Source organism: Mycolicibacterium doricum, assembly GCF_010728155.1.
GTDB lineage: Bacteria > Actinomycetota > Actinomycetes > Mycobacteriales > Mycobacteriaceae > Mycobacterium > Mycobacterium doricum.
Window position 1 is genome coordinate 1,250,727 of sequence record NZ_AP022605.1, and the last position, 17,411, is coordinate 1,268,137.

General features: G+C 68.1%; 15 protein-coding genes. 10 read left to right on the forward strand and 5 right to left on the reverse strand.

The features are described 5' to 3' along the window. Nucleotides 1–22 precede the first annotated feature (22 nt). Both ctaD and serB read left to right on the forward strand, forming a co-directional pair. Nucleotides 23–1,753 (forward strand): aa3-type cytochrome oxidase subunit I, encoded by a 1,731-nt coding sequence (gene ctaD, locus G6N07_RS06205; RefSeq protein WP_085189147.1) that lies wholly within the window; start codon nucleotides 23–25, stop codon nucleotides 1,751–1,753. A 40-nt stretch (nucleotides 1,754–1,793) separates the two neighbouring features. After that, nucleotides 1,794–3,047, forward strand: coding sequence for a phosphoserine phosphatase SerB (gene serB / locus G6N07_RS06210; protein WP_085189146.1), 1,254 nt, complete (start codon nucleotides 1,794–1,796; stop codon nucleotides 3,045–3,047). A 16-nt stretch (nucleotides 3,048–3,063) separates the two neighbouring features. Here serB and yczR read toward each other — a convergent pair whose 3' ends face one another. After that, on the reverse strand, nucleotides 3,064–4,467 hold the full coding sequence (gene yczR / locus G6N07_RS06215) for a MocR-like transcription factor YczR (protein ID WP_263858056.1): 1,404 nt from the start codon (nucleotides 4,465–4,467) through the stop codon (nucleotides 3,064–3,066). An 862-nt stretch (nucleotides 4,468–5,329) separates the two neighbouring features. Between yczR and G6N07_RS06220 the strand changes: the two genes are divergently transcribed. From G6N07_RS06220 to G6N07_RS06245, 6 genes are read left to right on the forward strand one after another with little or no spacing between them, the layout of a single operon-like run. Beyond that, entirely contained in the window at nucleotides 5,330–6,214 is an 885-nt protein-coding gene (locus tag G6N07_RS06220; RefSeq protein ID WP_085189015.1) for an ABC transporter ATP-binding protein, read from the forward strand. Further along, nucleotides 6,211–7,065, forward strand: coding sequence for an NUDIX hydrolase (locus tag G6N07_RS06225; protein ID WP_085189013.1), 855 nt, complete (start codon nucleotides 6,211–6,213; stop codon nucleotides 7,063–7,065). Before G6N07_RS06220 ends, G6N07_RS06225 begins: the two co-directional genes overlap by 4 nt. Beyond that, nucleotides 7,062–7,712, forward strand: coding sequence for an enoyl-CoA hydratase (locus G6N07_RS06230; RefSeq protein ID WP_085189011.1), 651 nt, complete (start codon nucleotides 7,062–7,064; stop codon nucleotides 7,710–7,712). Before G6N07_RS06225 ends, G6N07_RS06230 begins: the two co-directional genes overlap by 4 nt. A 10-nt stretch (nucleotides 7,713–7,722) precedes the next feature. Then, the gene (locus tag G6N07_RS06235) at nucleotides 7,723–8,709 is read left to right on the forward strand and encodes a class I SAM-dependent methyltransferase (RefSeq protein ID WP_085189009.1); all 987 of its coding nucleotides are present in this window, start codon (nucleotides 7,723–7,725) and stop codon (nucleotides 8,707–8,709) included. Beyond that, the gene (locus G6N07_RS06240) at nucleotides 8,667–9,875 is read left to right on the forward strand and encodes a THUMP-like domain-containing protein (RefSeq protein ID WP_085189144.1); all 1,209 of its coding nucleotides are present in this window, start codon (nucleotides 8,667–8,669) and stop codon (nucleotides 9,873–9,875) included. Before G6N07_RS06235 ends, G6N07_RS06240 begins: the two co-directional genes overlap by 43 nt. 28 nt (nucleotides 9,876–9,903) lie before the next feature. Further along, nucleotides 9,904–10,602: an esterase gene (locus G6N07_RS06245; protein ID WP_085189007.1), complete on the forward strand. Its 699-nt coding sequence runs from the start codon at nucleotides 9,904–9,906 to the stop codon at nucleotides 10,600–10,602. Between the two features lie 71 nt (nucleotides 10,603–10,673). Here G6N07_RS06245 and G6N07_RS06250 read toward each other — a convergent pair whose 3' ends face one another. Next, nucleotides 10,674–11,957 (reverse strand): BamB-related PQQ repeat family beta-propellar protein, encoded by a 1,284-nt coding sequence (locus G6N07_RS06250; protein WP_085189005.1) that lies wholly within the window; start codon nucleotides 11,955–11,957, stop codon nucleotides 10,674–10,676. 77 nt (nucleotides 11,958–12,034) lie between these two features. On the opposite strand from G6N07_RS06250, the gene G6N07_RS06255 reads away from it, so the two are divergent. Next, the gene (locus G6N07_RS06255; protein ID WP_085189003.1) at nucleotides 12,035–12,772 is read left to right on the forward strand and encodes an acyltransferase; all 738 of its coding nucleotides are present in this window, start codon (nucleotides 12,035–12,037) and stop codon (nucleotides 12,770–12,772) included. A 1-nt stretch (nucleotide 12,773) separates the two neighbouring features. Here the strand turns inward: G6N07_RS06255 and G6N07_RS06260 are convergent, their stop codons facing one another. The 3 genes from G6N07_RS06260 to G6N07_RS06270 are packed head-to-tail and all read right to left on the reverse strand — an operon-like array spanning nucleotide 12,774 to nucleotide 16,376. Further along, a complete protein-coding gene (locus tag G6N07_RS06260) occupies nucleotides 12,774–14,015 on the reverse strand; it encodes a glycosyltransferase family 4 protein (RefSeq protein WP_085189142.1) in 1,242 nt (413 codons plus the stop codon). 10 nt (nucleotides 14,016–14,025) lie between these two features. Then, nucleotides 14,026–15,594, reverse strand: a complete 1,569-nt coding sequence (locus tag G6N07_RS06265; protein WP_085189001.1) for a 1,4-alpha-glucan branching protein domain-containing protein — start codon at nucleotides 15,592–15,594, stop codon at nucleotides 14,026–14,028. Continuing rightward, on the reverse strand, nucleotides 15,591–16,376 hold the full coding sequence (locus G6N07_RS06270) for a class I SAM-dependent methyltransferase (RefSeq protein WP_085188999.1): 786 nt from the start codon (nucleotides 16,374–16,376) through the stop codon (nucleotides 15,591–15,593). Before G6N07_RS06270 ends, G6N07_RS06265 begins: the two co-directional genes overlap by 4 nt. Before the next feature lie 216 nt (nucleotides 16,377–16,592). On the opposite strand from G6N07_RS06270, the gene G6N07_RS06275 reads away from it, so the two are divergent. Beyond that, nucleotides 16,593–17,393 carry an electron transfer flavoprotein subunit beta/FixA family protein gene (locus tag G6N07_RS06275; protein ID WP_085188997.1) on the forward strand — a complete coding sequence of 267 codons (801 nt, stop codon included), beginning with the start codon at nucleotides 16,593–16,595 and terminating at the stop codon, nucleotides 17,391–17,393. The last annotated feature ends 18 nt before the right edge of the window (nucleotides 17,394–17,411 follow it).

Below are 17,411 nucleotides of genomic sequence, written 5' to 3' on the forward strand. Positions count from 1 at the left end.
GACAGAACTTTTGGAGGACCTCTTGGTAGCCGAAGCGCCCCCGATCGGAGAACTCGAGGCACGGCGTCCGTTCCCGGAGCGCCTCGGTCCCAAGGGCAACCTGTTCTACAAGGTCATCACGACCACCGATCACAAGCTGATCGGCATCATGTACTGCGTCGCCTGCTTCGCCTTCTTCCTTATTGGCGGCCTGATGGCGCTGTTCATGCGCACCGAACTTGTGGTCCCCGGGCTGCAATTCCTGTCCAACGAGCAGTACAACCAGCTGTTCACCATGCACGGCACGGTGATGCTGCTGTTCTACGCGACCCCGATCGTGTTCGGGTTCGCCAACCTGGTGCTGCCGCTGCAGATCGGCGCTCCCGACGTGGCGTTCCCGCGCCTCAACGCGCTGTCATTCTGGCTGTTCTTGTTCGGCGCGCTGATCGCGCTCGGTGGGTTCATCACCCCCGGTGGCGCCGCGGACTTCGGCTGGACCGCCTACTCGCCGTTGACGGACGCCATCCACTCACCCGGTGCGGGCGGTGACCTGTGGATCATGGGCCTGGCCGTCGGCGGTCTGGGCACCATCCTCGGTGGCGTCAACATGATCACCACCGTGGTATGCATGCGGGCCCCCGGCATGACGATGTTCCGGATGCCGATCTTCACCTGGAACATCCTGGTGACGTCGATCCTGGTGCTGCTGGCCTTCCCGCTGCTGACCGCGGCGCTGTTCGGCCTGGCCGCCGACCGCCACCTGGGTGCGCACATCTACGACCCGGCCAACGGTGGTGTGCTGCTGTGGCAGCACCTGTTCTGGTTCTTCGGCCACCCCGAGGTCTACATCATCGCGCTGCCGTTCTTCGGCATCGTCTCCGAGATCTTGCCGGTGTTTTCCCGAAAGCCGATCTTCGGTTACACCACGTTGATCTACGCGACCATCGCGATCGGCGCGCTGTCGATCGCGGTGTGGGCGCACCACATGTACGCCACCGGTGCGGTGCTGCTGCCGTTCTTCTCGTTCATGACCTTCCTGATCGCGGTGCCGACCGGTATCAAATTCTTCAACTGGATCGGCACGATGTGGAAAGGCCAGTTGACGTTCGAGACACCGATGCTGTTCTCCGTGGGCTTCTTGCTGACGTTCCTGCTCGGCGGTCTGTCGGGTGTGCTGCTGGCCAGCCCGCCGCTGGACTTCCACGTCACCGATAGCTACTTCGTCATCGCGCACTTCCACTACGTGCTGTTCGGCACCATCGTGTTCGCGACGTACGCCGGCATCTACTTCTGGTTCCCGAAGATGACCGGCCGCCTGCTCGACGAGCGGCTGGGCAAGCTGCACTTCTGGCTGACGTTCATCGGCTTCCACACCACCTTCCTGGTGCAGCACTGGGTCGGTGACGAGGGCATGCCGCGCCGCTACGCCGACTACCTGCCGTCGGACGGGTTCACCACGCTGAACATCGTGTCGACCATCGGTGCCTTTATCCTCGGCATCTCGACGTTGCCGTTCCTGTGGAATGTCTTCCGCAGCTGGCGCTACGGCGAGCCGGTCACCGTCGACGACCCGTGGGGTTACGGCAACTCGCTCGAGTGGGCGACCAGCTGCCCGCCGCCGCGACACAACTTCACCGAGCTGCCCCGGATCCGATCGGAGCGTCCGGCGTTCGAGCTGCACTACCCGCACATGGTTGAGCGGATGCGGGCCGAGGCCCACGTCGGCCGCGACCACCACGCGGGCGAACCAAAACCGATCGACGCGTCCAGTTGATGGGCTACTACACAACCAGGGGTTGAGTGGTCGAAAGGTGTTGTCCTCACCTGTCGGCTCTTCGCGCAAGCGGTCATCGCTGTTGATCACCGTCACCGGACTCGACCAGCCGGGTGTCACATCGGCGCTGTTCGAGGTGCTGTCGCGGCATCGTGTCGAGCTGCTCAACGTCGAACAGGTCGTGGTCCGCGGCCGCCTCACGCTCGGCGTACTGGTGGCGGCCACGCCGGAGGTGACCGACGGTGATGCGCTGCGCGCCGACGTCGAAGAGGCCATCCACGGTGTCGGCCTCGAGGTGGCGATCGAGCGCAGCGCCGATACCCCGGTGATGCGGGAACCCTCCACGCATACAATCGTCGTGCTTGGTCGGCCGATCACCGCCGAGGCGTTCGGTGTGGTGGCCCGCGAGGTCGCCGCTCTCGGCGTCAACATCGACACCATCCGCGGCGTCTCCGACTACCCGGTCACCGGATTGGAGCTGCGGGTGTCGGTGCCGGCGGGCGCCGCGTACGGCCAGCTGCAGAAGTCGATGGCGAGGGTGGCCGTCGAAGAAGGTGTCGACATCGCGCTGGAGGACTACAGCCTGTCCCGGCGGGCGAAGCGGCTCATCGTGTTCGACGTCGACTCGACCCTGATTCAGGGTGAGGTGATCGAGATGCTTGCGGCACGTGCGGGTATGGAAGCGCCAGTCGCCGAGGTGACCGAAGCCGCCATGCGCGGGGAACTGGACTTCGCCGAATCCCTGCACCGTCGCGTCGCCACGCTGGCGGGTCTGCCGGCGTCGGTGCTCGACGACGTGGCCGAGCAGATCGAGCTCACCGCGGGTGCGCGCACGACGCTGCGCACCCTGCGCCGGCTCGGGTTCCACTGCGGCATCGTCTCCGGCGGCTTTCGTCAGGTGATCGAACCGCTGGCCGATGAGCTGCGGATCGACTTCGTCGCGGCCAACGAACTCGAGATCGTCGACGGGAAACTGACCGGCCGCGTCGTCGGGGAGGTCATCGACCGGCCGGGCAAGGCAAAGGCGTTGCGTGATTTCGCCCAGCAGGCCGGCGTGCCCATGGAACAGACGGTCGCCGTCGGTGACGGCGCCAACGACATCGACATGCTCGCCGCGGCCGGGCTCGGCGTGGCATTCAACGCCAAACCCGCGCTCCGTGAGGTCGCAGACGCCTCACTGAGCCACCCATACCTGGACACCGTGCTGTTCATCCTCGGCGTCACCCGTGGGGAGATCGAAGCCGCCGACGCCGTCGACGGCCTGCTGCGCCGTGTCGAGATTCCCGAGGACTGACCGGTTACCGGAGTCGTCAGACCACGACGACACGCTGGGAGGCCGCCGCGCCGGTCACCGCATGCCACGCCCGCGCCAGCAGGGTGACCGCCTCGGTCATCTGCTCGGGCGGCAGCGTGTAGGGAATCCGGATGAACCGCTCCAACGAACCGTCCACGCCGAAGCGCGGGCCCGGCGGCACGTCCAGTCCCATCCGCGAGGCCGCGGCCGACAGCGCCGAACTCATCGGAGCGGGCAGCCGCATCCACAGCGCCAGACCGCCGCCACCGGGACACGGCTGCCAGTCCGGCAGGCGTTCAGCCAGCAGGGACAACATCCGCGCGCGGCGGGTGCGCAGGAGCTCGCGGCGCTCCGGCAAAACCTCGGCCCCGCCGCGGAGCAGTTCTGCCGCGGCGAGTTGCTCGAGGATCGGTGTACCCATGTCGATGGACGGACGCAGGGCGGCGATCGAGGCCAGCGTGGCCTGATCGGCGCGGATCCACCCGATGCGCAGCCCGCCCCAGAAGGACTTCGACATCGACCCGGTGGTCAGCAGAAGGTCGCGCCGGCGGGTCATCGCCGTCGCGACCGGCGGGGGGACGGGTTCGTCGAGCCACACCTCCGTCATCGTCTCGTCGATGATGGTGCGGGTGCCGGTGTCGGCGATGAGTGCGGCGAGTTCGCGACGCTGCTGCAGCCGCATCGTCCTACCGGTCGGGTTGTGGTTGTCGGGGACCAGGTAGGCGAGCGTGGGCGCCAGCTGGCGGATCACGGTGTGCACCGCTACGAGGTCCCAGCCGTCCTCCGCGATGGCCACCGGGACAGGACGGCCGCCAGCGGTGGCGATCGCCGCCAGTGCGCCGTGATACGTCGGCTGCTCGACGAGAACGCGATCGCCGGGCTGGGTGTAGGTTGCGAGGATCAACCCGATCGCGTGCAGCGCACCGGTGGTGATCATGATGTCGTCCGGTTCGGTGGGAAGCCCACGTGCGCAGTACTCCGCGGCCACCGCTTCGCGAAGGGACGGGACGCCCACGAGCTCGATGCCGGTGTCGTCGAGATAGGGCGCCATCTGCTGGGTCGCCGTGGTGAGCGCGGCCAACACCGCGGGGGCGGGTGCCGCCAGCGCGGCGTTGGCAAGGTTGACCGCGCCGCGGGCTGCGACAGGTGGAACGGGGGCGTTGAGGGTGGCCGGCAGCGCGGTCGTGCTGCGAGCGCCGCGGCGGGCCAGCAGATACCCGTCCTCGCGCAGTTGGGCGTAGGCGCTGGTGACCGTGGTGCGTGAGACGCGTAGCCGGTCAGCCAGGGCGCGCTCGCTCGGCAAGCGGGCGCCGATCGGAAGCCGCCCGTCGACGATCAGCATCCGGATTCCGTCGGCCAGACCCTGGTACACGGGACCACTGGAACTGGCCGTCCGCCAGTTCCCCAGTTCCCGGGCCAGTCGGTCGACGTCGAGGTCTCTGGCAGAAAGGTCTCTGGCAGAAAGGTCTCTGGCAGAAAGGTCTCTGGCAGAAAGGTCTCTGGCAGAAAGGTCTCTGGCAGAAAGGTCTCTGGCAGAAAGGTCTCTGGCAGGCGTCTCCGGCGTCATTGTGGCCAGTATGCGTTAACTGGCTATTGAGAGGCAAGCCACCCCGTCGAACAATGGCCGACATGACTGAAAATTGGGTATTTCGACTAGGAACTGGCCTTGCCGCACTGGTCAATTATCGGCCAGGGGAGTTCGTCGACCCGGAACTGGACGCCGATCTGCGACGGACGCGCACGGAACTGGATGCCATCAGGATACGGTTTCCGGACCACTCCTAGAACGTGTCGAATGACTTCGCTTCGGTCCAGTCGTTGTAGTAGGAAGTCGTTGTTGTAGTAGGAAGTCGTTGTAGTACGAGGTCGTTGTAGTACGAGGTCGTTGCAGTAGGAGGTCGTTGCAGTAGGAGGTCGTTGCAGTACGAGGGCGATTTGGCTGAGGTAGGGGAATCCTTCGTGGGCGGTGCGGGTGGTTTCGTACTGGCGGTCGACGCGGCGACATTGGTTCGATCCAGCCGTTGGTGGGTTCGATCACCCAGCGTCGCGGTTGGACGACGAATCCGTGGTCGGGTTTCGGCCCGCTAACTACGTCGGTGGTGAGACCGGCTTTGGCCGGAGGCGGCGGTGACGGCCTGCACGACGTCTGCTCGGGCCGTGGTGCTGCCCGACGCGCCACGCTGCCGGTGCAGGTGAGCGATGTTCACGGCGGTGGTGTTCAACACACCGGCGCGAAGTACCCCGCAGGTTGCCGACGGTGTCGAGTACGGCACGATGGGCGGGTGCCCGACGAAGACACATCCGAGGGTTTGACCGAAGATTGGCCCGACGATGCCACCGACGATGCCCCCGACGAGGACCTACTGATCGACTTCGCCCAGGTGAGTCTGCGCCGCGGCGGCCGCACGCTGGTGGGTCCGCTCAGCTGGGCGGTCGAACTCGACGAGCGGTGGGTGGTCATCGGGCCCAACGGCGCAGGGAAGACGTCGCTGCTTCGCATCGCCGCCGCGATCGAGCACCCGTCGTCCGGGGTCGCCTACGTGTTGGGCGAACGGCTCGGCCGCACCGACATGGCCGAACTGCGGTCCCGCGTCGGGCTTTCGAGTTCTGCTCTAACACAACGAATTCCGCCTGGAGAGATGGTCCGGGACCTGGTCGTGTCCGCCGGCTACGCCGTGCTGGGGCGGTGGCGGGAACGCTACGACGACGTCGACTACGAGCAGGCCGTCGACATGCTGGAAAGCGTCGGTGCCGAGCATCTGGCCGGACGGGTCTACGACACCCTGTCCGAGGGCGAACGCAAGCGCGTGATGATCGCGCGCTCGCTGATGACCGATCCGGAACTGCTGCTGCTCGACGAGCCGGCCGCCGGTCTCGACCTCGGTGGGCGTGAGGAACTCGTCGCGCGCCTGGCCGATCTCGCCGCCGACCCTGAGGCCCCCGCGATGGTGCTCGTCACCCACCACGTCGAGGAGATCCCGCCGGGTTTCAGTCACTGCCTGATCCTCTCGGAGGGCGAGGCCGTCGCCGCCGGTCTGCTCACCGACGTGCTGACCGCCGAGAACCTGTCCAAGGCCTTTGGTCAGCAGATTGCACTCGACGTCATCGACGGCCGCTACTTCGCCCGTCGTACCCGAACCAGAGCCGCCCATAGGAGACGCGCATGACCGAACCGATGAAGAACCCGACCCCCAATCCGCTCGTACCGCGGCCGGCCGCCACCGTGATGCTGATCCGCGACACCCCGGACGGCATCAAATGTTTCCTCATGCGTCGGCACGCCGGTATGGATTTCGTCGCCGGCGTGATGGTGTTCCCCGGCGGCGGCGTCGACGACCGCGACCGAAACGCCGACATCGCGTGGGCCGGTCCTGGCCCGCGGTGGTGGGCCGAACGGCTCGGCGTGGACGAGGGTCTGGCCGAGGCGCTGGTGTGCGCCGCCGCCCGCGAGACGTTCGAGGAGTGCGGCGTCCTGTTCGCCGGCGCCGCCGACGACCCGGACGTACTCGTCGACGATGCGTCGGTGTACCGCGAGTCGCGGCTGGCGCTGGCCAACCGGTCGCTGTCGTTCGCCGACTTCCTACGCAGCGAGAAGCTGGTGCTGCGTGCCGACTTGCTGCGGCCGTGGGCGAACTGGGTGACCCCCGAGGAGGAGCGAACTCGCCGCTACGATACGTATTTCTTCGTCGGTGCACTGCCCGACGGCCAGACCGCGGACGGTGAGAACACCGAAACCGACCAGGCCGGCTGGGTCACCCCCGAGGAAGCGCTGCGCGACTTCGCCGACGGGCGATCCTTCCTGCTGCCGCCGACGTGGACGCAGCTCGATGCGCTGGCCGGCCATACCGTGGCCGAGGTGCTCGCCGCCGAACGCCGCATCGAGGCGGTGCAGCCGAGGCTGGCCGTGCACGACGGCAACTTGGAGATCGAGTTCTTCAACAGCGACCGGTACAACGCGGCGCGCAACCGTCGGGCACCGGCGGGCAGGAGCGAAGCGATCGGGGAATCGCCCGAGTGAGGGAGTTCGTCGGCGTTCACACCAGCGAAGAGCAGCCCGGCATCGCCACGGTGCTGCTGTCGCGTCCGCCGACCAACGCGCTCACCCGCCAGGTGTATCGCGAGTTGCATGCCGCGGCAGACGAACTCACCGGCCGTGACGACATCGCCGCGGTCATCGTGTTCGGCGGTCACGAGATCTTCTCCGCCGGCGACGACATCCCTGCGCTGCGCACCCTCGACCCCCAGGAGAAAGCGGTCGCGGCCGAGGTGGCCGGACGGGCCCTCGCCGCCGTCGCGGCCATTCCTAAACCGACCGTCGCCGCGATCACCGGCTACGCCCTCGGCAGTGGCCTGACGCTGGCCCTGGCCGCCGACTGGCGGATCAGCGGCGACAATGTCAAGGTCGGCTCGACCGAGATCCTCGCCGGTCGGACCCCGGGTCCGGACGCCACTGCGCTACTTGCGCAGGCCGTCGGCCTGAGCAAGGCGAAGGACCTGGTGTTCTCCGGCCGCTTCGTCGGCGCCGCGGAGGCCCACACGCTCGGGCTGCTCGACGAGTTGGCCGCACCCGACGGTGTCTACGACGCCGCAGCGGCCTGGGCACGCCGGTTCGCCGACTACCCACCGCAGGTGCTGGCTGCCGCCAAGGCGGCCTTCGCCCATTAGGCTGCCAGCCATGTCGAGTATCGACCACACGTCCACCGACCTGCCCGCGTCCAACCCGCACGCGACCGCCGAACAGGTCGAGGCCGCGATGACCGACTCGAAGCTCGCCCAGGTGTTGTACCACGACTGGGAGGCCGAGACCTACGACGAGAAGTGGTCGATCTCCTACGACCAGCGGTGCGTCGACTACGCCCGCGGCCGGTTCGACGCCGCGGTGCCCGACGCGGTGCAGCGCGAACTGCCATATGACCGGGCGCTCGAGCTTGGCTGCGGCACCGGGTTCTTCCTGCTCAACCTGGTCCAGGCGGGGGTGGCTCGGCGCGGTTCGGTGACCGACCTCTCGCCGGGCATGGTCAACGTGGCCACCCGCAACGGCCAGTCACTGGGTCTCGACATCGACGGGCGCGTGGCCGACGCCGAGGGCATCCCGTATGACGACGACACATTCGACCTGGTCGTCGGGCACGCGGTGCTGCACCACATCCCCGACGTCGAGCTGTCGCTGCGCGAGGTCATCCGGGTGCTCAAACCGGGCGGCCGGTTCGTCTTCGCGGGGGAGCCCACGACGGTGGGCAACCGTTACGCGCGCGAGTTGTCGACGCTGACGTGGCGGATCGCCACCAAGGTGACGAAGCTGCCGATGCTCTCGGATTGGCGCCGCCCGCAGACAGAACTCGACGAATCGTCACGCGCCGCGGCCCTGGAGGCCGTCGTCGATCTGCACACCTTCGACCCGGCCGACCTCGAACGCATGGCCCGGTCGGCCGGAGCCGTCGACGTGCGCACCGCCAGTGAGGAATTCACCGCCGCGATGCTGGGCTGGCCGGTGCGGACATTGGAGGCCGCCGTTCCCCCCGGGCGATTGGGTTTGAACTGGGCGAAATTCGCGTTCGCCAGCTGGACGTCGCTGAGCTGGCTCGACGCCAACGTGTGGCGACGGGTTGTGCCGAAGGGCTGGTTCTACAACGTGATGGTCACAGGGGTCAAGCCGTCCTAGCGTTCGACCTGGAGTCGGTTGCCTATCTGCGCGGCGACGAGGGTCGCGCCGCATTGGCCGACGTCGCCGCACTGTCGCTGACCCCCGCCAGTCTGGTGGCCGACATCACCTGGGTGCGAAAACGATTCGGAAAACGCGCCGGCATACTCGTCGAAACGGTGCGATTGCGCCGCAAGGCGGAGGACAAGCTGCCCGGCGCGGCCGACTGGTTGTTCACCGACGAGGCACTGCAGCAGGCCACCGCCGGTGCCGTCGCGGCGCACCGGGCACGCCGGTTGGCCGGCGCGCGGGTGCACGACGTCACCTGCTCGATCGGCACCGAGCTTGCCGCACTTGCTGATCGAGCCGCATACGTCGTCGGCAGCGATCTCGATCCGGTGCGCCTGGCGATGGCCCGCCACAACCTCGATGTCAGTTGTACCGGTGTTCCCCTCCTACGTGCCGACGCGTTGCGGCCGGCGACCCGCGACACCGTCGTCCTGCTCGATCCCGCCCGAAGGCGCGGCGGGCGGCGGACTTTCGATCCGCGCCAGTACACACCGCCACTCGACGAGGCGCTCGACACCTATACCGGTCGGGACGTCGTCGTCAAGTGTGCTCCGGGAATAGACTTCGGTGCGCTGCATCACCTTGGCTTCACCGGTGAGATCGAAATCACCTCACATGGCGGCAGCGTTCGGGAGGCCTGTCTGTGGTCGGCGGGGCTGACAACGGCCGGCGTGACACGCCGGGCGAGCATCCTCGACCGGGGCGAAGACCTCACCGACGCCGAACCCGACGATTGCCCGGTTTCTTCCGCGGGACGCTGGATCGTCGATCCAGACGGTGCGATCGTGCGCGCCGGACTTGTCCGCCACTACGCGGCGCGGCACGGTCTGTGGCAGCTCGACCCCGAGATCGCCTATCTCTCGGGGGATCGGCTGCCTGAGGGTGTGCGCGGTTTCGAGGTGCTAGAACAGATCGCCTACCAGGAGAAGCGGCTCAGGCAGGCGCTCGTGAGCCACGACGCCGGCTCCGTCGAGATTCTGGTCCGCGGTGTCGACGTCGACCCGGACTCACTGCGCCGCCGGCTCAAACCCCGCGGTAGCGCCGCCGTGTCTGTCGTCGTCACCCGGCTGGGCAGCGGGACCGCAAGCCGGCCAACAGCCTTCATATGTCGGTCGTGACACTGACCCGGCACGTACGCTGGCGGTGATGACACGAGCAACTCCGATCGCGGCGCTGCTGACCGCCATTGTCCTGGCCGGCTTGACCGGTACGTCGGTGGCGTCGGCGCAGACCGCCTGCGCCGACCTTGGCGGCGCTCTCAACGCCGAGCAGTCCTGCCAGGTGCACGACGCCACCGCGGCGTACACCGTCGATTTCAGCTTCCCCGCCGGCTACCCCGACGAGCGGGCGGTCTCGGCGTACCTCCGCCAGACCCGCGACGGATTCGTCAACGTCTCCGAGATGCCCGGCGCGCGCGGTCTCCCGTACGTGCTCGACGCCAAGGGCACTGCGTACCACTCGGGGTTGGCCCCGCGCGGTACGCAGAGCCTCGTGCTGGAGGTGTACCAGAACGTCGGTGGCGCGCATCCGCAGACGTGGTTCAAGGCGTTCAACTACGACCTCGGCGCGCGTGCGCCGATCACGTTCGACACGCTGTTCCGGCCGGGCACCCGTCCGCTGGACGTCGTGTACCCCGCCGTGCAGGCTGATCTTCAGGCCAGGACCGGAATCGATCAACCTGTGCTGCCCGCCGACGGGCTCGACCCGCAGAACTACCAGAACTTCGCCGTCACCGACGACGCGGTGATCTTCTTCTTCGGACAGGGCGAGTTGCTGCCCGAGGCCGCCGGCGCGATTCAGGCGTCGGTGCCGCGGGCAGCGCTCGCGCCCATCCTGGCGATCTGAAACCGACTGAAACCGAGCGCTGGTGTCCCCGGGCGTCGGTTCATACGTTGAGCGGATGCTCGCGGGCAGGCTCACTGCGGCTTGAAGCCGTACACCTGGCCGTCGCTGGTGGCGGTGACGACGCGGCCGCCGTGCCCGAGTGAGACCCCGACCGGCCACCCCGTCGCCTCGGGGAGGGGATAGCTGTTGACGGTGCGCCCGTCGCCGGTGTCGAACACCAACAGATCCTGGCCGCCGTCGGGTGCCTCGACGACGGCATAGCCGAGGGCGCCGGCGCGGCTCGATGTGGTCAGCGGGGCGACGTCTTCACGCGTCCACACCACGTCGCCGCGGTCGCCGTCGTCGCGGATCGCCGTCAGCGTGGCCCCTGGCCCGCCGCCCGCGATGATCGAGCCGTCCGGGGACACGGACGGCGGTGTCTGCGGAAGGTAGTTCAACGGAACCGACCACTTCGCCGCGCCGTCGGCGGTGTCGAGCGCCCACAGCCGTTCGTCGCGGCCGTTGACGTACACCGTCGAGCCGTCGGCCGAGATGACCGGACTGGCCAGCGGCCCCTTCTCCACCGTGTCACTGGTCCATTCACGCGCAAGCAGCGGCGTCTGGCCCGGTCGGTATCGCAGGCCCACCAGGACCGGCTTGTCGGCGCCGGGCTCCCACAGGCTCAGCACCACGATGTTGCCCGCGGCCGAGAAGGCCGGGGCGGCGGCCACCGGACACTGCGGCCGCGACAGCCTGCAGTCCGCGAGGCCGCGCTCTGAGTTCCTGGGGTCCACCCCGATGACCAGGTCGAGCGGTGTGTCCTCGACGGTGCCGCGGTGAGCGTCGAAGACCAGGACCTGACCCAGATGGGTGATCACGAGCAATTCGCCGGGCGCCATGATCCGGGGTGTGGTCGGCGCGCCGATCACGGGTTTGCGCCACCGGATCCACTGTGTCCGCGGAAACGACACGATCGAGCCGGGCTGGCCCACGTAGACGTTGTCGAACCCGTCGATCAACGGGCTGGCCCCGCCAGCACCCTGCACGAGGCGCGAACACCACCGCTGGCGCGCGTTGTTGTCGGCCTCCCAGACCATCAGCGAGCACCCGGCGCGGCTCTGGGCGTTGGCCGCCAGGTAGCCGCCGGCGCCCAGTGCCACCGCGGCGCCGAGGCTACCCTTCACCGACCGGCTCCACTCGAGGGTCAAGGTGTCGGCGCCGTCAGCGGCCACGAAGCTGCTGTTGGCGGCGTCACCGTACTGAGCCGGCCACCCCGGGGCGGCCTTGGCTTCCACCCATGACGACGTGTCACCGCACCCGGCCGACACAGCCACCAGCAACGCTGAAACCGCCAGCACGAGGAATCGCCGGAACACGGTGTCCTTTCACGTCGCTGATGAGCCCACGTGAGGGTAACCCGGCGCCTGCATGTCATCCCGTAGGCTTTGCGGCCATGACGACGATGTGGGGCGCTCCGCTGCACAAGCGTTGGCGGGGCTCGCGACTGCGTGACCCGCGCCAGGCCCGGTTCCTGACGGCCGCTTCGGTGCGGTGGGTGCTGGTCAACCGCGCCTACACCCCCTGGTACCTGGTCCGGTACTGGCGGCTGCTGAAGTTCAAGCTCGCCAATCCGCATGTGATCACCCGGGGCATGCTGTTCCTCGGCAAGGACGTGGAGATCCAGGCGACCCCTGAATTGGCGCACCTGGAGATCGGGCGCTGGGTGCACATCGGCGACAAGAACACGATCCGCGCTCACGAGGGGTCGCTACGCATCGGTGACAAGGTGGTGCTGGGCCGAGACAATGTGATCAACACCTACCTCGACATCGAGCTCGGTGACTCCCTCCTGATGGCCGACTGGTGCTACATCTGCGATTTCGACCACAAGATGGACAACGTCGAGATGCCGATCAAAGACCAGGGCATCGTCAAGAGCCCGGTGCGCATCGGTCCGGATACCTGGGTCGCGACGAAGGTCAGCGTGCTGCGCGGGACCACCGTCGGCCGCGGGTGCGTACTGGGGGCGCATTCGGTGGTCAAGGGGGACATTCCCGACTTCTCGATCGCGGTGGGTGCCCCGGCGAAGGCGGTCAAGAACCGCAAACTCGCGTGGGAGACCTCTGCGGCGCAGCGTGCGGAACTGGCTGCCGCGCTGGCCGACATCGAGCGCAAGAAGGCCGCCCGCTAGGTCAGGATCGGTCGGGAAGCGCCCGCTCGACGATCGGCAACCGTCGATGTGGCTCGCGCTCACGGCGTTTGGCGGCGATGTAGACCTGGCAGGTCTCCGCGGCGACGGTGTTCCAGTCGAAGTCCGCGGTGAGCCGGTCCCGCGCGGCGACCGCGCGCTGCTGGGCCGCGGCCGGGTCGTCGAGCACGGCTCGGACGGCAGCGGCGAGCGCCGCGACGTCGCGCGGTCGGAAGGACGTCCCGGTCACCCCGTCGATCACGGCTTCGCCGAGGCCACCCGCAGTGGAGGTCACCAACGGTGTGCCTGTGGCAGCCGCCTCCAGGGCAACGATGCCGAACGGTTCGTAGTGGCTGGGCAGCACCGCCGCATCAGCGGTGTGCAGCATGTCGACCAGTCCGTCGTGGTCCAGCCGCCCGACGAAGGACACGGCTTTGCGCACCTTGTGCTTTCGCGTCTGATCGATCAGCCAGTCCAACTGGGTGCCGTCGCCGGCGATCGTCAGGGTGGTGCCGGGATGGGCGCGGCGGATGCGGGGGAGTGCGGCGATGGCGTCGTGTACGCCCTTCTCGTACTCGAGCCGGCCGAGGTAGAGCAGATGGGCCGGCCCGGCGCGGGTGCGGCGCCGCGCGAACGGCCAACGCCGGGCCTCGATCCCGTTGCGGATCACCCGCATCTCGGGCAGTCCCGGCCCGAAGAGTTCGGTGATCTCCTCGCGCATGGACGCCGAACATGTGATGAGCGAGTCGGATTCGCGCACGAGCCAGGACTCTACGGCGTGCACCTGGCGGCTGATCCGGCCGGCGACCCATCCGGAGTGCCTGCCGGCCTCGGTGGCGTGGATCGTCGACACCAATGGGACGTCGAAGAATTCAGCCAAAGCGATTGCCGGATGGGCGACCAGCCAGTCATGGGCATGTACCACGTCGGGCCGCCAGGGTCGACCGTGGTCCTTGATCGCCAGGCCGACCCGGATCATGGCGTGGCCCATCGCCAGTGTCCAGGCCATCATGTCGGGGCCGAACGCGAACTCGTGCGGATCGTGGGCCGCGGCGACCACCCGCACACCCTCGCGGAGCTGGTCGGTGGTGGGATGCGTGCTGGGGTCGGTGTCGGCCGGTCGGCGGCTGAGCACCACGACGTCGTGACCGGCCGCGCCGAGCGCGGTGGCGAGGTGGTAGACGTGCCGGCCGAGCCCACCGATGACCACCGGGGGGTACTCCCACGACACCAGAAGAATCCTCATGCAGCGGCTTTCATCGCGGCAACCGCCGGGCGTCGAGCGCACCGAACAGGCTGTCGGCGCGGTTCCAGCCGTCGGCGAGGCGCTGCGCCTGTTCACGGCGGCCGGCGGCGAGGGCGTCGGCGATCTCGCGGGTGGCATGGGCGTGCAGGTGTGCGCGGTAACGGGCGTAATCGGCGGCGGAATCCTTGCTCACCATGAACGGCCAGTCGCTGGACACCGTCAGCAGGGTCTCGCGCAGGATCTGGTCGGCGACGCTGTCGCGCGGGGTCGGGCTGCCCACCGATGCGTGCTGAGTCAGCGCCTTGTCCACGGTGCTCAGCGCGGTGTCGACGACCTCGGCGTTGAGTCGGACCAGATCGGTCACCCGGTCGCCGGCCCAGACCTGCCAGTCCTTGCCCGAACCCCAGGAGCTGGGCGGCAGGTCGACCGGGGCACCGACGAACCCGCTGTCGACGGCGTCGCCGAGCGTGCCGATTCGCACGCCGGCCTCGGGCAGCGCCCGTAACACGCGTGCCAGCCACTCCGGGCCCTCATACCACCAGTGGCCGAACAGTTCGGTGTCGAAGGCGGCGACCACGTGCGCCGGGCGACCGATCCGTTCGCTCTCGTCGATTAGCTGCTGCCGGACCACCGCCACGAAGTCGGCGACGTGGGCGTCGATGGCGGCGTCGGCGCGGCCCGGGTCGTAGGGCGCTTTATTCGACGACGTCACGTTGCGGCCGGTGACGCGCGCCGGCTTCAACCCGGTGACGTGGTCATAGGTGTGGAAGTCGCGGTAGGCGGCGTGTCCCGGGTAACCGGACTTCGGCGACCACACGCGGTAGCTGACCTTGAGATCCCGGCCGAACGCGATCACGCCGGAGTCGCCGACGGGCCGGCCCAGCGCGGTGTCGCCGTGCAGCGAGGGGCCGTCGACCATGAAATGGCCGACGCCTGCCGCGGCGTAGTCCGACTCCATGCCCGGTGCGTACGCGCACTCGGGAGCCCAGATTCCGCGCGGAGTGTGGGCGAGGCGCTGAGCGGCGTCGGCGAGCCCTTCGTGAAGCGCGAACTCGCGCAGCCGCGGATTGAGCAAAGGCTGGAACGGATGCGCCAGCGGCCCGCCCAGCAACTCGACCGTGTCGGAGTCGACGAGCTCGCGCAGCAGCGGGCTGCCGCCGTGGCGCCAGAGTGTGGCGAATTCGTCGAGCGCGCGGTCGGCTTCGGCTAGCTCCCTGGCGCCGAACGCCCGCAGCGCCTCAGGCGTACACGCCGGCGCGGTGTCCGACGATGCGCGCAGCGTCGCCGCCTCCAGTGCGCGCAGGCGCCAGTTCGCCAGCCAGCTGTGCATACCAGTCAGGCAGTAGGAGTCGTCGAGCTGGGCGGTCACGACCGGCGTCATGCCGAGCGCCAGCAGGTGGCTGCGGTCTTCGGCGGCCAGCCGGCGCAGCACCCGCATCAGCGGCAGATACGACGCCGACCAGGACTGGTATAGCCACTCTTCGCCGACCGGCCAGCGCCCGTGATGCGCCAGCCACGGCAGGTGCGTGTGCAAGACGAAGGTGAACAGCCCCGGTACCGCGGGCGCGTCGTCACTCACGGCCGCACCGCGATCGCGACCAAGTCGAGGCTGTCGTCGATATCGCAGGTCATCGGGTCGCGCAGGTCGAAGTCCTCGGTGCGCACTGCGGTCACGTCGTCGAGCAGGTCCTGCGGCCATGGCGCATCGGCCACCGCACGGGCGATCTGGGCATCGATGATGGAGCCGCCGTGGCGGGCGTCCAGTTCACGTAGGCGCTCGCCATGGAAGACCCCGTAGACGCCTTCGATGTGGAACCCGGCCGTGGTGAGCAGTTCGGTGATCTCCGCCGCGTTCAGTTCGCGGGTGTGGAACGGGTTGACGGGCGTGTCCCGGCCGGGGGAAAAGGTGACCCGGTTCGGCGTCGACATCAGGAGCACCCCGCCGGGCCGCAGCACCCGCAGGCATTCGCCGACGAATTGCGGCTGATCCCACAGATGTTCGATGACCTGGAAGTTCACCACCACGTCGACCGATGCGTCGGCCAGGGGCAGCGCAGCGAGATTGCCGTGGTGCACTTCGACACGGGGATAACGGGCCCGCACGTGCGCGACAGTGGCCTCGTCGTAGTCCAGCCCGATCACCCGTCGCGCGACCCCGGCGATGAGATCGGCCCCGTAGCCCTCGCCGCATCCGGCCTCGAGCACGTCGCGGTCGACGCACCGATGCGCTAGGCCGGCGTAGACGACCTCGTGGCGGCGGAACCAGTAGTTCTCCTGTGCCAGGCCGGGGATCGTCCGCTCACCCGTGAGGGGGAGGGTCTCGTCGCCGCCGCCACGCGGACCGGTAACAAATGCGCTCATCGCACGCAGGCTAACCCAGGCGGCGGGATCGTGGCCGGTTCGCGAACAGTTCCCGACGGGTTCGCGGTGGTAGGGGAGTCGGGCGCATGAACTTCGACCAGCTATGGTGTCAATGCAAACCACCTTTAGTTACTGACGAGTAACATGGTGCCAGTTTCACGAAAGTGGTAATGGGCCGACCGCCGGCCGGCCTCATCGAGGAGGACGAACCATCCCATGACGAACATCGTGGTCCTGATCAAACAGGTCCCTGACACCTGGTCCGAGCGCAAGCTCTCCGAGAGCGATTGGACGTTGGACCGGGAAGCCGCCGACGCTGTGCTCGACGAGATCAACGAGCGCGCTGTCGAAGAGGCGCTGCTCATCAAGGAGAAGGAAGCCGCCAACGGGGTTGAGGGCACCGTCACCGTGCTGACCGCCGGTCCGGAGCGGGCGACCGAGGCGATCCGTAAGGCGCTGTCCATGGGCGCCGACAAGGCCGTGCACCTGGTCGACGAAGGCATGCACGGTTCTGACATGGTGCAGACTGGGTGGGCGCTGGCCCGCGCGCTGGGCGCCATCGAAGGCACCGAGCTGGTCATCGCCGGCAACGAGGCCACCGACGGGGCGGGCGGCGCGGTGCCCGCCATCATCGCCGAGTACCTCGGTCTGCCGCAGCTGACCCACATGCGCAAGGTCACCGTCGAGGACGGCAAGGTCACCGGTGAACGCGAGACCGACGACGGGGTGTTCACGCTCGAGGCGCCCTTGCCCGCGGTGGTCAGCGTGAACGAGAAGATCAACGAGCCGCGCTTCCCGTCGTTCAAGGGCATCATGGCCGCCAAGAAGAAGGAAGTCACGACGCTGACGCTGGCCGATATCGGTGTCGAGCCCGACGAGGTCGGTGTCGCCAACGCCGGTTCCAAAGTGCTGTCGTCGACGCCGAAGCCGCCGAAGACCGCGGGCGAGAAAGTCATCGACGAAGGAGAAGGCGGCAGCAAGGTCGCCGAGTACCTGGTCGCCCAGAAAATCATCTAGCAGATCATTCCTTCAGGA